This window comes from Pseudomonas sp. RW407 (assembly GCF_003176655.1).
Classification (GTDB): Bacteria; Pseudomonadota; Gammaproteobacteria; order Pseudomonadales; family Pseudomonadaceae; genus Pseudomonas; species Pseudomonas delhiensis.
The window spans coordinates 952,542-966,300 of the sequence record NZ_QGSL01000106.1; the positions used below are offsets into that span (position 1 = coordinate 952,542).

The following is a 13,759-nucleotide window of genomic DNA, read 5'->3' on the forward strand; positions in this document are numbered from 1 at the left end:
CCTGTACCCCTGGGTCGCTGCGGGCTCACCACTCCCCCCAGCATCCCGGCCCCCTGGTCATGCGCCATTGCCGGCGCGGATTTCAGTACCCGTTCGGATCGGCCTTGTCAGCCACGGCGCCGCCCGACGAAGAAGGAAATGACGAAGAGCACCAGGAACAGCACGAAGAGAATCTTGGCGATACTGGTCGCGGCGCCGGCGATGCCACCGAAGCCGAGTACCCCGGCGATGATGGCGATGATCAGGAAAGTCAGAGCCCAGCTCAGCATGGAATGTCTCCTCTTTATGGCGAAAGGCGGTGCTGGCGCCTCAGAACACCCAACTCGCACGCGAGGTCTGGCGGACCAGCGTGGCGCTGGCGGCCTCTTCCGTGATGGCCATTCGTTCGTCCTGCAGCCTGGACGGCTGTCTGAGGAAAGCGCTGGACACAGGTTCCTGCACCGGCACGGCGGAAGGCTGCGGAGCGACCGGATACCAACGGTCCAGCAGTACGACCACGGCGACGGCCAGCAACAGCAGCCGTCCCAGCGAATCCCCCTTGGCTCCATCAGCGTTCATCGTCGTGCTCCTCCCGAAGGACTGGTGATCGGCCGGTGCGGGTGCACCGGGCCTCCCGCCGGATGTCTCGCATGCCCCGTGCCAGGTCGAGGGTCGGAGGTAATTCCTTGAAAAACAGATAGTTGTAGAAAACGAATGGCAACGGGCAGCGCGCATCCTGCACGACGGGCCCGTTCCGGCCATGCGTTTTGCACGGAAAACGGCAGTTCGCCGCCCCTCCCACCCGCTTTCCTTCGCTTAGGTCCGACATTCTTGAGAGAGGCGTCTAATTTTCATTGCAACTTGCAAGAAATTTCCTGGACTAAAAGACGCATACGCGAAAGGTATTTCCCACTACGAGGCATCCCGAATGGACCCCACTCCGGAGACGCTTGGCCGAATACTGCTGGTCGACGACGAACCCGCCATCCTGCGCACCTTCCGCTATTGCCTGGAGGACCAGGGCTACAGCGTGGCCACCGCGGCCAGCGCCGCCCAGGCCGAAGCCCTGCTGCAACGCCAGGTCTTCGACCTGTGCTTCCTCGACCTGCGCCTGGGCGAGGACAACGGCCTCGACCTGCTCGCCCAGATGCGCCTGCAGGCGCCCTGGATGCGGGTGGTGATAGTCACCGCGCATTCCGCCGTGGACACCGCGGTGGACGCCATGCAGGCCGGCGCCGCCGACTACCTGGTCAAGCCCTGCAGCCCCGAGCAATTGCGCCTGGCCGCGGCCAAGCAATTGGAGGTGCGCCAGCTCACCGCGCGCCTGGAAGCCCTCGAAGGCGCCCAGGCCAGCCAGGCCGAGCAACTGGAATCCCACAGCCCGGCGATGACCGCGGTGCTGGAGACCGCGCGCCAGGTGGCCGCCACCGACGCCAACATCCTCATCCTCGGCGAATCCGGCTCCGGCAAGGGCGAGCTGGCGCGCGCCATCCACGGCTGGAGCAAGCGCGCGAAGAAATCCTGCGTGACCATCAACTGCCCGTCGCTCAACGCCGAGCTGATGGAAAGCGAGCTGTTCGGCCACAACCGCGGGGCCTTCACCGGCGCCAGCGAGAGCACCCAGGGGCGGATCAGCCAGGCCGACGGCGGTACCCTGTTCCTCGACGAGATCGGCGACTTCCCCCTGCCCTTGCAGGCCAAGCTGCTGCGCTTCATCCAGGACAAGGAATACGAGCGCGTCGGCGACCCGGTGACGCGCCGCGCCGACGTGCGCATCCTCGCCGCCACCAACCGCGACCTGGCCGGCATGGTGGCCCAGGGGGCGTTCCGCGAGGACCTGCTCTACCGCCTCAACGTCATCGTCCTCAACCTGCCGCCACTGCGCGAACGCGCCGAGGACATCCAGGACCTGGCCGAGCGCTTCCTCGCCCGCTTCGTCAAGGACTACGGGCGCCCGGCCCGTGGCTTCAGCCCGGCCTCGGCCGAGCTGCTGCGGCAGTACCCCTGGCCGGGCAACGTGCGCGAGCTGCGCAACGTGATCGAGCGGGCCAGCATCATCTGCAACCAGGAACTGGTGGAGCCCGGACACCTGGGGCTCGGCGAGCAGGCCGGCGCCGCCGTGCCGCGGGTCGGCGAGGCGCTGAGCCTGGAGGCGCTGGAGAAGGCCCACATCGCTTCGGTGATGGCCAGCGCCCCGACCCTCGACCAGGCGGCGAAGATCCTCGGCATCGACGCCTCCACCCTGTACCGCAAGCGCAAGCAGTACAACCTGTGAAACGCGCGCCGACGCTGCGTTCGCGGATGTTCCTGAGCATGTCCGCGCTGATCACCCTGGCCCTGATCGGCCTGCTGCTGGGGGTGTTCAGCGTGATGCTGATGGGCCGCGAGCAGGAGCGGCTGATCTCGCACAACTTCGCCACCATCGCCAGCAGCCAGCAGTTGCGCCAGTCCCTGGACGACCAACTGGCCCAGTTGCTCAGCGACAGCCCCGATGCGCAGCGCCTGGTGGTGCTGCGTGGGCAGTTCGACCACTACCTCGCCGAAGGCCGGGCGAGGGCTGCCAACGACGTCGAACGCACCCTCTACGAGCGCATCGACCAGGCCAACCAGGAGTTCCAGGGCCAGGTCAGCTCCTCCGGCAGCAGCCGCTGGAGCCTGGTGGTGGAAAGCGACTTCAGCCGCTCCTTCACCGCCCTGCACCAGTACCTGCTGGCGCTGCACAGCCATGCCATCCAGACCATCAGCGACGCGGAGCGCAGCTCGCGCCTGCACGCCTGGCTGATCGCCAGCCTGCTGGGGCTGGTGGGGGTGGCCATCCTGGTCATCGGCTTCGTCACCGCCCACGGCATCGCCCGCCGTTTCGGCGCCCCCATCGAGGCCCTGGCGCAGGCTGCCGACCACATCGGCAAGGGTGACTTCGAGGTCAGCCTGCCGGTCTCGCGGGAGGCCGAGATGGCCTCGCTGAGCCGGCGTTTCGGCCTCATGGCCCAGGCCCTGGCCGAGTACAAGGCGACCAACATCGAGGCGGTACTGGCCGGGCAGAAGCGCCTGCAGGCGGTGCTCGACAGCATCGACGACGGCCTGGTGATCCTCGACCGGCGCAGCCGCATCGAGCACGCCAACCCGGTGGCCAGCCGCCAGCTGTTCTCCCAGAGCGACCCCCATGGCCAACTGCTCGGCGAACTGATCGACAACCAGGAGCTGCTGCAGGCCGCCGGCCTGGTGCTGCAGGGCGAGTCGATGGGCGATACGCCCCAGGACCTGCAGGTCGAGATCGGCGGCGAGAACCGCCTGCTGGCCTGGACCCTGGCCCCGGTCACCCACGACGACGGGCGCAACATGGGCGCGGTGCTGGTGCTGCGCGACGTCACCGACCTGCGCGCCTTCGAGCGGGTACGCAGCGAATTCGTCCTGCGCGCCTCCCACGAGCTGCGCACCCCGGTCACCGGCCTGCACATGGCCTTCGCCCTGCTGCGCGAACGCCTGGCGCTGCCCGAGGGCAGCCGCGAGCGCGAGCTGGCCGATACCGTCGACGAGGAAATGCAGCGCCTGGTGCGGCTGATCGACGACCTGCTGAACTTCTCCCGCTACCAGGACGGCCAGCAGAAGCTCGACCGCCGCCCCTGCTCGGTCGGCGAGCTGCTGGAGCAGGCGCGCCAGCGCTTTCTCGCCCGCGCCCAGGCCCATGACATCGGCCTGGGGATAGTGATGGAGGACCAGCTGCCGGTGCTGGATGTCGACCAACTGCGCCTGGAGCGGGCACTGGACAACCTGATCGGCAACGCCCTGCGCCATACCCCGCGGGGCGGCAGCGTGCAGTTGCTCGCCCAGCGCCAGGGCCAACGGGTGATGCTGGCGGTGGAGGACTCCGGCGAGGGCATCGCCTACAGCCAGCAGGCGCGCATCTTCGAGCCCTTCGTGCAGGTCGGCCGGCGCGCCGGCGGCGCCGGCCTCGGCCTGGCCCTGTGCAAGGAGATCGTGCAGCTGCACGGTGGGCGCATCGGCGTGCGCTCGCAGCCCGGCCAGGGCACGCGCATCTACATGCTGCTGCCGGTCTGAGCGGCCGGCGCGGCCATGGAGGTGGGCACCGCCAGCAGCAGCGCGGCGGTCTCCAGGTCCGGCTCGCCGTCGAAGCGCGCCGGCCGGTAGCGCATCTGGAAGGCGGCGATGACGTTGCGCGTCGCCTCGTCCAGCTGGCCGTCGAGCGGCACCGCGTAGCCATGCCGCGCCAGTTGCTGCTGGAACCAGCCGGGCGCCGGCAGTTGGCCGTTCAGCTCGGCCAGGCGGCGCGCCAGGTCGCCCGGCTGCGGCCAGGGGATCAGGCCGGCGTCGGCCAGGCGCTTCCAGGGGAAGGCCGGGCCCGGGTCGACCTTGCGCTGGGGGGCGATGTCGCTGTGCCCGAGGATGTGCTCGGCAGTGATGCCCTGGCGCTTGACGATGTCTTTCAGCAGCAGGATGAGCGCGTCTATCTGCCCCTGTGGATAAGGTACCCAGGTGCGGCCGTTGGGGCCGTCGACGTAGCCGGGGTTGACCAGTTCGATGCCGATCGAGGTGGAGTTCAGCCAGGTGCGGCCCTGCCACTCGCTCTGCCCGGCGTGCCAGGCGCGGCGGTTCTCGTCCACCAGTTGGTAGATGGTCGGCGGGTCGGCGCCGATCAGGTAGTGGGCGCTGACCTCGCCGCGGGTCAGCAGTTGCAGCGAGCGCGGCAGGTCCGCCGAGGTGTAGTGGATGATGATGTACTGGACACGGCTGTCCTGGTTGCGCGAGGGGTGCTCGCGGTCTATCTCCAGGCCGCCGCGGCCGGCGCAGGCGGCCAGCAGCAGGGTGGCGAACATCAGGCACAGGTGGCGCATGGTGGCTCCACGGTCATCCGACGATGTGCAGCACGCTGCGCAGGTTCTGCAGCAGCATGTTGACGCTGAGCATGATCAGCAGCATGCCGGCCAGGCGCTCCACGGCGGTGAGCCCGCGCGGGCCGAGGAAGCGCTGCAGGAACGAGGCCTGCAGCAGGATCAGCGCGGTGGCGGCCCAGGCCAGGATCACCGCCAGGTACAGCTCCCATAGCGGACCAGTGTAGGTGGTGCGCAGGGTGATCAGCATGGCCAGCGCCGAGGGGCCCGCCACCGCCGGGGTGGCCAGGGGCACCAGCAGCGGCTCGCTGTCGGGCATGTCGCCGAGCACGCCCTGGGGCGTGGGGAAGATCAGGCGCATGGCGACCACGAAGAGGATGATGCCGCCGGCGATGCCGGTGGCTTCCTTCGACAGCCCCAGGCCGGTGAGGATGTGCTCGCCCAGGGTGAGGAACAGCAGCAGCAGGCCGAGGGCGAACAGCAGCTCGCGCAGCGCCACCTTGAGCCGGCGTTCGGCCGGTACCGACTTGAGGGCGGCGAGGAACACCGCGATGTTGCCGAAGGGGTCGGTGATCAGGAAGATCAGGATGGCGACGCCGAGCATGTGGATAACTCCAGGGGCAGGAACCGGCGCCCGGGCGCCGGGTGAAAAGCCGTCCCTGTGGATCGTTCAGCCGGGGACGCTGCGGCCGCGGGCGCCTGTGCATAACTTCACGGCAGGCGCCCGTTCGCTGTGGACGAAGTCTTATCCACAGGCCGTCAGGACTTCTTGATCTTCTCCGGGCGCTTCCAGCCCTCGATCACCCGCTGCTTGGCGCGGCCGACCGCTAGGGTCTGCGCCGGGACCTCGGCGGTGATGGTGGAACCCGCGCCGGTCGTGGCGCCGGTGCCGATATCCACAGGCGCCACCAGGGAGTTGTTGGAGCCGATGAAGACGTCTTCGCCGATCACCGTGCGCCATTTGTTGGCGCCATCATAGTTGCAGGTGATGGTGCCAGCGCCGATGTTGGTGCGCGCACCGACCTCGCTGTCGCCCAGGTAGGTCAGGTGGCCGACCTTCACGCCTTCGTGCAGGTGGGCGTTCTTCAGCTCGACGAAGTTACCCACATGCACCTGGCTCTCCAGCACGCTGCCGGGGCGCAGGCGGGCGAACGGGCCGACGTCGCTGCCGGGGCCGACGTCGGCGCCTTCCAGGTGGCTGTTGGCCTTGATGATGGCGCCACGGCGCAGGACGCTGTTGCGGATGGTGCAGTTCGGGCCGATCTGCACGTCGTCCTCGATGTCCACGCGGCCTTCCAGCACCACGTTGACGTCGATGAGTACGTCGCGGCCGACGTTGACCTCGCCGCGCACGTCGAAGCGCGCCGGGTCCAGCAGGGTCACGCCCTGGGCCATCAGGCGGCGGGCGATGCGCAGCTGGTAGTAGCGCTCCAGCTCGGCCAGCTGCAGGCGGTCGTTGGCGCCCTGCACTTCCATGGCTGCCTGGGGTTGCGCGGTGGCCACGCGCAGGCCGTCGGCCACCGCCATGGCGATGACGTCGGTGAGGTAGTACTCGCCCTGGGCGTTGGCGTTGGACAGCCGGCCCAGCCAGCCCTCCAGGCGCTGGCGCGGTACGCAGAGGATGCCGGTGTTGCCCTCGCGGATGGCACGCTGCTCGAGGCTTGCGTCCTTCTGCTCGACGATGGCTTTCACTTCGCCGTCCTGGCCGCGGATGATCCGGCCGTAGCCGGTGGGGTCGTTCAGCTCCACGGTGAGCAGCGCCAACTGCTCGGCGCTGGCCTGCTGCAGCAGGCGCTCGAGGGTCGGCAGCTCGATCAGAGGCACGTCGCCGTAGAGGATCAGCACACGCTCGGCGCTCAGGTAGGGCGCGGCCTGGGCCACGGCGTGGCCGGTGCCCAGCTGTTGTTCCTGGACCACGAAATTCAGGTCATCGGCCTGCAGGCGTTCGCGCACCCGTTCGGCGCCATGGCCGATCACCACATGGATACGCTTGGGCGCCAGGCCCCGCGCGGTATCGATCACGTGGGCCAGCATGGGTTTTCCGGCGACCGGATGGAGGACTTTCGGCAGGGCCGAACGCATGCGCGTGCCCTGGCCGGCGGCGAGGATGACGATTTCGAGGGACATGAAGTTGGACCGTCCTGGTAACGCTGGATGTAGAAAAAGAAAAAGGGTAGCCAAGGCTACCCTTTTCCCCTAGGTCGCTAAAGCCTCGGCCCCGGATTCGTCGCCGATCCCGAGGGCCGCGGCCGTTGCGAGCCGGCTCAGCCGCCGAACTTCTTGCGAACCTGCTGGACCGTGCGCAGTTGCGCTGCGGCTTCGGCCAGGCGGGCTGCAGCGGAGCTGTAGTCGAACTCGGCACCTTTGGCGTGCAGAGCCTTCTCAGCTTCCTTCAGCGCGGTCTGAGCGGCCGCTTCGTCGAGGTCGCCCGCACGGATCACGGTGTCGGCCAGGACCTTCACCATGTTCGGCTGTACTTCGAGGAAGCCGCCGGAGATGTAGTACACCTCCTGCTCGCCACCCTGCTTGACCACGCGGATCGGACCCGGCTTGAGCTCGGTGATCAGCGGCGCATGGCCCGGGGCGATACCCAGATCGCCGAGGGAGCCGTGCGCGACGACCAGCTCGACCAGACCGGAGAAGATCTCCGCTTCGGCGCTGACGATGTCGCAGTGGACAGTAATAGCCATACCCTTGCCTCACGTAAGCGCCCGTTGCCGGGCGCACGGATTACAGCTTCTTCGCTTTCTCGATGGCTTCTTCGATGCCGCCGACCATGTAGAACGCCTGCTCCGGCAGGTGGTCGTAGTCGCCGTTGAGGATGCCTTTGAAGCCAGCGATGGTGTCCTTCAGGGAGACGTACTTGCCCGGGGAACCGGTGAAGACTTCCGCCACGAAGAACGGCTGGGACAGGAAGCGCTGGATCTTACGAGCACGGGCCACCAGCAGCTTGTCGGACTCGGACAGTTCGTCCATGCCGAGGATCGCGATGATGTCCTTCAGCTCCTTGTAGCGCTGCAGGATGTACTGCACGCCACGAGCGGTGTCGTAGTGATCCTGGCCGATGACCAGCGGGTCCAGCTGACGGGAGGTGGAGTCCAGCGGGTCCACGGCCGGGTAGATACCCAGCGAGGCGATGTCACGGGACAGTACCACGGTGGCGTCGAGGTGGGCGAAGGTGGTCGCCGGGCTCGGGTCGGTCAGGTCGTCCGCGGGAACGTAGACGGCCTGGATCGAGGTGATCGAGCCTTGCTTGGTGGAGGTGATGCGCTCTTGCAGCACGCCCATCTCTTCGGCCAGGGTCGGCTGGTAACCCACTGCGGACGGCATACGGCCCAGCAGTGCGGATACTTCGGTACCGGCGAGGGTGTAACGGTAGATGTTGTCGATGAACAGCAGTACGTCACGGCCTTCGTCACGGAACTTCTCGGCCATGGTCAGGCCGGTCAGCGCCACGCGCAGACGGTTGCCCGGCGGCTCGTTCATCTGGCCGTAGACCAGGGCTACCTTGTCGAGAACGTTGGAGTCCTTCATCTCGTGGTAGAAGTCGTTGCCCTCACGGGTACGCTCGCCCACACCGGCGAACACGGAGTAACCGCTGTGCTCGATGGCGATGTTGCGGATCAGCTCCATCATGTTCACGGTCTTGCCGACGCCGGCGCCACCGAACAGGCCTACCTTGCCGCCCTTGGCGAACGGGCAGACCAGGTCGATCACCTTGATGCCGGTTTCCAGCAGCTCGTTGCCGCCAGCCTGGTCAGCGTAGGAGGGAGCCTCGCGGTGGATACCCCAGCGCTCTTCCTCGCCGATGGGGCCGGCTTCGTCGATCGGGTTGCCCAGGACGTCCATGATGCGGCCCAGGGTGGCCTTGCCGACCGGGACGGAGATGGCTGCGCCGGTGCTTTCCACGTTCAGGCCACGCTTGAGGCCTTCGGTGGAACCCATCGCAATGGAACGGACCACGCCGTCGCCCAGCTGCTGCTGGACTTCCAGGGTGGTTTCGACGCCCTGAACCTTCAGGGCCTCGTAGATGCTCGGCACGGCATCGCGCGGGAATTCCACGTCGATCACGGCGCCGATGATTTGAACGATACGTCCGCTACTCATGTCTGGTTCCTCTGAATTTTGAACCTGTTCTTACACCGCGGCAGCGCCGCCGACGATTTCCGAGATTTCCTGGGTGATCGCCGCCTGACGCGCCTTGTTGTAGACCAGCTGCAGTTCGCTGATCAGGTCACCGGCGTTGTCGGTAGCGTTCTTCATTGCAATCATCCGGGCCGCCTGCTCACAGGCGTTGTTCTCAACCACCGCCTGGTACACCTGGGATTCCACGTAGCGCACCAGCAGGCCGTCGAGCAGGGCCTTGGCGTCGGGCTCGTAGAGGTAGTCCCAATGGTGTTTCAGGGCTTCGTTGTCCTCGGCCACCAGCGGAACCATCTGTTCCACGGTCGGCTTCTGGGTCATGGTGTTGACGAACTTGTTGGAAACCACGTACAGGCGATCGATACGCCCGTCCAGGTAGGCATCCAGCATGACCTTGACGCTGCCGATCAGATCGTTGATCGACGGCTCTTCGCCCAGGTGGCTGATGGCAGCGACCACGTTGCCGCCATAGCTCTTGAAGAAGGATGCGCCCTTGGCACCGATCACGCACAGGTCGATCTCCGCACCAACTTCACGCTGGACGGACATGTCCTTGACGAGCGCCTTGAACAGGTTGATGTTCAGGCCGCCGGCCAGGCCGCGATCGGAGCTCACCACGATGTAACCGACGCGCTTGACGGGGCGCTCGATCATGAACGGGTGACGGTACTCCGGGTTGGCGTTGGCCAGATGGCCGATCACCTGGCGAATGCGCTCCGCGTAGGGACGGCCGGCCGCCATGCGCATTTGTGCCTTGCGCATCTTGCTCACCGCCACCTTTTCCATGGCATTGGTGATTTTCTGCGTGCTTTTGATGCTCGCAATCTTGCTGCGAATCTCTTTTGCGCCTGCCATTTCACACCTATCGGGTTAGCAGGCGGGGGCCGTTACCGGCCCCCGCTGCGGCTTACCAGGTTTGGGTGGCCTTGAACTTCTCGATACCGGCCTTGATGCCCGCGTCGATTTCGTCGTTGAAGTCACCCTTCTCGTTGATCTTCGCCAGCAGAGCGGCGTGCTCACGCTGGAAGTAAGCGATCAACGCCTGTTCGAAGGCGCCCACTTTGGCGATCTCGACGTCCTGCAGGAAGCCACGCTCGGCGGCGTACAGGGACAGCGACATCTCGGCGATGGACATCGGCGCGTACTGCTTCTGCTTCATCAGCTCGGTAACGCGCTGACCATGCTCGAGCTGCTTGCGGGTGGCGTCGTCCAGGTCGGAAGCGAACTGGGCGAAGGCCGCGAGTTCGCGGTACTGCGCCAGTGCGGTACGGATGCCGCCGGAGAGCTTCTTGATGATCTTGGTCTGGGCCGCGCCGCCCACACGGGATACCGAGATACCGGCGTTGACGGCCGGACGGATACCCGAGTTGAACATCGAGGTTTCCAGGAAGATCTGACCGTCGGTGATGGAGATCACGTTGGTCGGAACGAACGCGGAAACGTCACCAGCCTGGGTTTCGATGATCGGCAGGGCGGTCAGGGAACCGGTCTTGCCAGTCACGGCGCCATTGGTGAACTTCTCGACGTATTCCTCGGAAACGCGGGAAGCGCGCTCCAGCAGGCGGCTGTGGAGATAGAACACGTCGCCCGGGTAGGCTTCACGGCCCGGCGGACGGCGCAGCAGCAGGGAGATCTGGCGGTAGGCAACGGCCTGCTTGGACAGGTCGTCGTACACGATCAGGGCGTCTTCACCGCGGTCGCGGAAGTATTCGCCCATGGTGCAGCCGGAGTACGGCGCCAGGTACTGCAGGGCAGCGGATTCGGAGGCGCTGGCAACGACCACGATGGTGTTGGCCAGGGCACCGTTCTCTTCCAGCTTGCGTACGACGTTGGCGATGGTCGATTGCTTCTGACCGATGGCTACGTAGACGCAGCGGATGCCGCTGTCCTTCTGGTTGATGATGGCGTCGACGGCCAGGGCGGTCTTGCCGATCTGACGGTCGCCGATGATCAGCTCGCGCTGGCCACGGCCTACCGGGATCATGGCATCGACCGACTTGTAGCCGCTCTGTACCGGCTGGTCTACCGACTTACGCCAGATCACGCCCGGTGCCACTTTCTCGACGGCGTCGGTCAGCTTGGCATCGATCGGGCCTTTGCCGTCGATCGGGTTGCCCAGGGCGTCGACCACGCGGCCCAGCAGTTCCGGACCAACCGGAACTTCCAGGATGCGGCCGGTGCACTTGGCATTCATGCCTTCTTTGAGGTCCTGGTATTCACCCAGTACCACTGCGCCGACGGAGTCTTGCTCCAGGTTCAGCGCCATACCGTAGACGCCGCCCGGGAATTCGATCATCTCGCCGTACATGACGTCGGCCAGACCGAAGATGCGCACGATGCCATCGGAAACAGAAACGATGGTGCCTTCGTTGCGCGCTTGCGAGGCTACATCGAGTTTCTCGATGCGCCCCTTGATGATTTCACTAATTTCGGAAGGATTGAGTTGCTGCATGCCGCTGCCCCTTCAAACTCAAGATTTCAACGCTTCAGCCAGTTTCGCGATCTTGCCGCGCACCGAGCCATCGATTACCAAGTCACCGGCGCGGATCACCACGCCGCCGATCAGGCTCGCGTCTTCCGACGCATGGAGTCGCACTTCGCGACTGAGCCGGGCGCTGAGAGCCTTGGCGAGTTTGTCCTGCTGTTGTTGGTCCAGGGCGAAGGCGCTCACGACTTCGACCTCGACCAGCTTTTCCTGCTCGGCCTTCAGCTGCTCGTACATCTCAGCGATGGTCGGCAGCAGGTCGAGCCGCTTGTTTTCAGCCACAGTCCGGACGAAGTTCTGGGCCGGAGCATTGAGCTTGTCGCCACAAACGTCGATCAGGGCTTCAGCTTTCGCCGCTGCGGTCAGCTGAGGCTCTTTGAGCAGCTGGCGCACGGTGTCGTCCAGCGACACTGCAGCCAGCACACCCAGAGCAGCAGACCAATCGGCCAATTGCTGATGAGCCTGGGCGTACTCGAAAGCCGCCTTCGCGTAAGGACGAGCCAACGTGGTCAGTTCTGCCATATCGCCCTCGCTTAGATCTCGGCGGCCAGTTGATCAACCAGCTGCTTTTGCGCGTTGGCATCGATCGAAGCACCCAGGATCTTCTCGGCGCCGGACACGGCCAGGGCACCCACTTGGGCACGCAAGGCGTCCTTGACGCTGTTCAGTTCCTGTTCGATTTGAGCCTTGGCCTGGGCGATCATGCGATCGCCTTCGGCACGGGCCTGGTCACGGGCTTCATCAACGATCTGATTGGCGCTTTTCTTCGCCTGCTCGATGATTTCGGCCGCCTGAGCCTTGGCCTCGCGCAGTTGCTGGCCCGCTTTCTCGTGGGCCAGTTCCAGGTCACGAGCCGCACGGTTGGCTGCGTCCAGGCCGTCGGCGATCTTCTTCTGACGCTCGTGCAGAGCCGCGATGACCGGCGGCCATACGAACTTCATGCAGAAGATGACGAAGATGGCGAACGCAATGGCCTGGCCGATCAGAGTTGCATTAATGTTCACGCCAACACCTCGCTCGTTCGTTGTCAGTCACGGATTTCCGGAAAGCCGGAAATTAGTGGGCTACCTGAGCAATGAACGGGTTAGCGAAGGTGAAGAACAGTGCGATACCAACACCGATCATGGTCACGGCGTCGAGCAGACCGGCGACGATGAACATTTTCACCTGCAGCATCGGAACCATTTCCGGCTGGCGGGCAGCGCCTTCCAGGAATTTACCGCCCAGCAGGCCGAAACCGATTGCGGTACCCAGGGCACCAAGACCGATCAGCAGAGCAACGGCGATAGCAGTGAGTCCAACTACAGTTTCCATTTTTCCTCCCGACTTTCTGTCGTGTTGGTTAAGTTTTGAAGCAAGTTAAGGTGGTGAAACTTCCTTTCCGCCCCGCCACGTGGCGGGGGACGGTCAGAATCTTTGGATCAGTGGCTGTCTTCGTGGGCCATCGACAGGTAGACGATGGTCAGCATCATGAAGATGAAGGCCTGCAGGGTGATGATCAGGATGTGGAACACCGCCCACGCCCAGTTCAGCACCACGCCCATGCCGCCCAGCCAGAGGATGCCGGAGCCGAACATGACGGCGATGAGGATGAAGATCAGCTCGCCGGCGTACATGTTGCCGAACAGACGCAGGGCCAGGGAAACCGGCTTGGCGATCAGGGTGACGAACTCCAGCAGGAAGTTCACCGGGATCAGGATGATCTGCACCACGATGTTGCTGCTGTGGAACGGGTGCAGGGTCAGCTCGCCGAGGAAGCCGCCGATGCCCTTGACCTTGATGCTGTAGAAGATGATCAGGGCGAACACCGCGATCGACATGCCGAAGGTGGCGTTCGGGTCGGTGGTGGCCACGGCGCGGAAGAACAGGTGCTCGTTGCCGGTGATCTTCGCGGCGGCCAGCGGCAGGAAGTCCACCGGCACCAGGTCGATCAGGTTCATCAGGAAGATCCAGACGAACACCGTCAGCGCCAGCGGCGCGATCAGCGGGTTACGCCCGTGGAAGGTGTCCTTCACGCTGCCGTCGACGAACTCCACCATCACTTCGACGAAGTTCTGCAGGCCACCCGGGATGCCGCTGGTGGCCTTCTTGGCCGCCATGCGGAAGATCAGGATGAACACCAGGCCGAGGAATACCGACCAGCCCAGGGTGTCGACGTGGAATGCCCAGAAGCCCATTTCCTTGGCTTGTTCGGCTGTGTGGGCGAACCCCCAGCCACCTTCCGGCAGACGACCGAAGGTCAGGTTCTGCAAGTGGTGCTGGATGTAACCCGAAGCGCTTTCTGCTGCCATGTTTGCCTCAA

At 65.2% G+C, this 13,759-nt stretch carries 15 protein-coding genes; 2 read left to right on the top strand and 13 right to left on the bottom strand.

The genetic code is table 11. From position 1 onward, the window contains the following. Window positions 1-107: 107 nt before the first annotated feature. Both DK254_RS20995 and DK254_RS21000 read right to left on the bottom strand, forming a co-directional pair. Window positions 108-269, bottom strand: a complete 162-nt coding sequence (locus tag DK254_RS20995) for a DUF1328 domain-containing protein (RefSeq protein WP_009614390.1) — start codon at window positions 267-269, stop codon at window positions 108-110. Window positions 270-309: 40 nt separating this feature from the next. Then, window positions 310-558, bottom strand: a complete 249-nt coding sequence (locus DK254_RS21000) for a hypothetical protein (protein WP_089392548.1) — start codon at window positions 556-558, stop codon at window positions 310-312. Window positions 559-907: 349 nt separating this feature from the next. Between DK254_RS21000 and algB the strand changes: the two genes are divergently transcribed. Both algB and DK254_RS21010 read left to right on the top strand, forming a co-directional pair. Next, window positions 908-2,254: a sigma-54-dependent response regulator transcription factor AlgB gene (gene algB / locus DK254_RS21005; protein ID WP_109935322.1), complete on the top strand. Its 1,347-nt coding sequence runs from the start codon at window positions 908-910 to the stop codon at window positions 2,252-2,254. Window positions 2,255-2,292: 38 nt separating this feature from the next. Next, on the top strand, window positions 2,293-4,038 hold the full coding sequence (locus tag DK254_RS21010) for an ATP-binding protein (RefSeq protein WP_256595918.1): 1,746 nt from the start codon (window positions 2,293-2,295) through the stop codon (window positions 4,036-4,038). Here DK254_RS21010 and DK254_RS21015 read toward each other — a convergent pair. From DK254_RS21015 to atpB, 11 genes are all read right to left on the bottom strand, one after another. After that, a complete protein-coding gene (locus DK254_RS21015; RefSeq protein ID WP_089392551.1) occupies window positions 4,017-4,832 on the bottom strand; it encodes an N-acetylmuramoyl-L-alanine amidase in 816 nt (271 codons plus the stop codon). The two genes, DK254_RS21010 and DK254_RS21015, sit on opposite strands and share 22 nt — an antisense overlap. A 13-nt stretch (window positions 4,833-4,845) precedes the next feature. Further along, window positions 4,846-5,439 (bottom strand): MarC family protein, encoded by a 594-nt coding sequence (locus tag DK254_RS21020; protein WP_089392552.1) that lies wholly within the window; start codon window positions 5,437-5,439, stop codon window positions 4,846-4,848. A 149-nt stretch (window positions 5,440-5,588) separates the two neighbouring features. Continuing rightward, on the bottom strand, window positions 5,589-6,956 hold the full coding sequence (glmU, locus tag DK254_RS21025) for a bifunctional UDP-N-acetylglucosamine diphosphorylase/glucosamine-1-phosphate N-acetyltransferase GlmU (RefSeq protein ID WP_109935324.1): 1,368 nt from the start codon (window positions 6,954-6,956) through the stop codon (window positions 5,589-5,591). Between the two features lie 137 nt (window positions 6,957-7,093). After that, window positions 7,094-7,519 (bottom strand): F0F1 ATP synthase subunit epsilon, encoded by a 426-nt coding sequence (locus DK254_RS21030; protein ID WP_089392554.1) that lies wholly within the window; start codon window positions 7,517-7,519, stop codon window positions 7,094-7,096. Between the two features lie 40 nt (window positions 7,520-7,559). Continuing rightward, a complete protein-coding gene (atpD, locus tag DK254_RS21035) occupies window positions 7,560-8,936 on the bottom strand; it encodes a F0F1 ATP synthase subunit beta (RefSeq protein WP_109935325.1) in 1,377 nt (458 codons plus the stop codon). 30 nt (window positions 8,937-8,966) lie between these two features. After that, a complete protein-coding gene (gene atpG / locus DK254_RS21040) occupies window positions 8,967-9,827 on the bottom strand; it encodes a F0F1 ATP synthase subunit gamma (protein ID WP_109935326.1) in 861 nt (286 codons plus the stop codon). Between the two features lie 52 nt (window positions 9,828-9,879). Further along, on the bottom strand, window positions 9,880-11,424 hold the full coding sequence (gene atpA, locus DK254_RS21045) for a F0F1 ATP synthase subunit alpha (RefSeq protein ID WP_109935327.1): 1,545 nt from the start codon (window positions 11,422-11,424) through the stop codon (window positions 9,880-9,882). A gap of 18 nt (window positions 11,425-11,442) precedes the next feature. Beyond that, window positions 11,443-11,979 carry a F0F1 ATP synthase subunit delta gene (locus DK254_RS21050; RefSeq protein WP_109935328.1) on the bottom strand — a complete coding sequence of 179 codons (537 nt, stop codon included), beginning with the start codon at window positions 11,977-11,979 and terminating at the stop codon, window positions 11,443-11,445. 11 nt (window positions 11,980-11,990) lie between these two features. After that, window positions 11,991-12,461, bottom strand: a complete 471-nt coding sequence (locus tag DK254_RS21055) for a F0F1 ATP synthase subunit B (RefSeq protein WP_109935329.1) — start codon at window positions 12,459-12,461, stop codon at window positions 11,991-11,993. 52 nt (window positions 12,462-12,513) lie between these two features. After that, complete coding sequence (gene atpE / locus DK254_RS21060; protein WP_043256731.1) at window positions 12,514-12,771, bottom strand: F0F1 ATP synthase subunit C; 258 nt, start codon at window positions 12,769-12,771, stop codon at window positions 12,514-12,516. A gap of 107 nt (window positions 12,772-12,878) precedes the next feature. Next, window positions 12,879-13,748 (bottom strand): F0F1 ATP synthase subunit A, encoded by an 870-nt coding sequence (gene atpB / locus DK254_RS21065; protein ID WP_109935330.1) that lies wholly within the window; start codon window positions 13,746-13,748, stop codon window positions 12,879-12,881. Window positions 13,749-13,759: the final 11 nt, after the last annotated feature.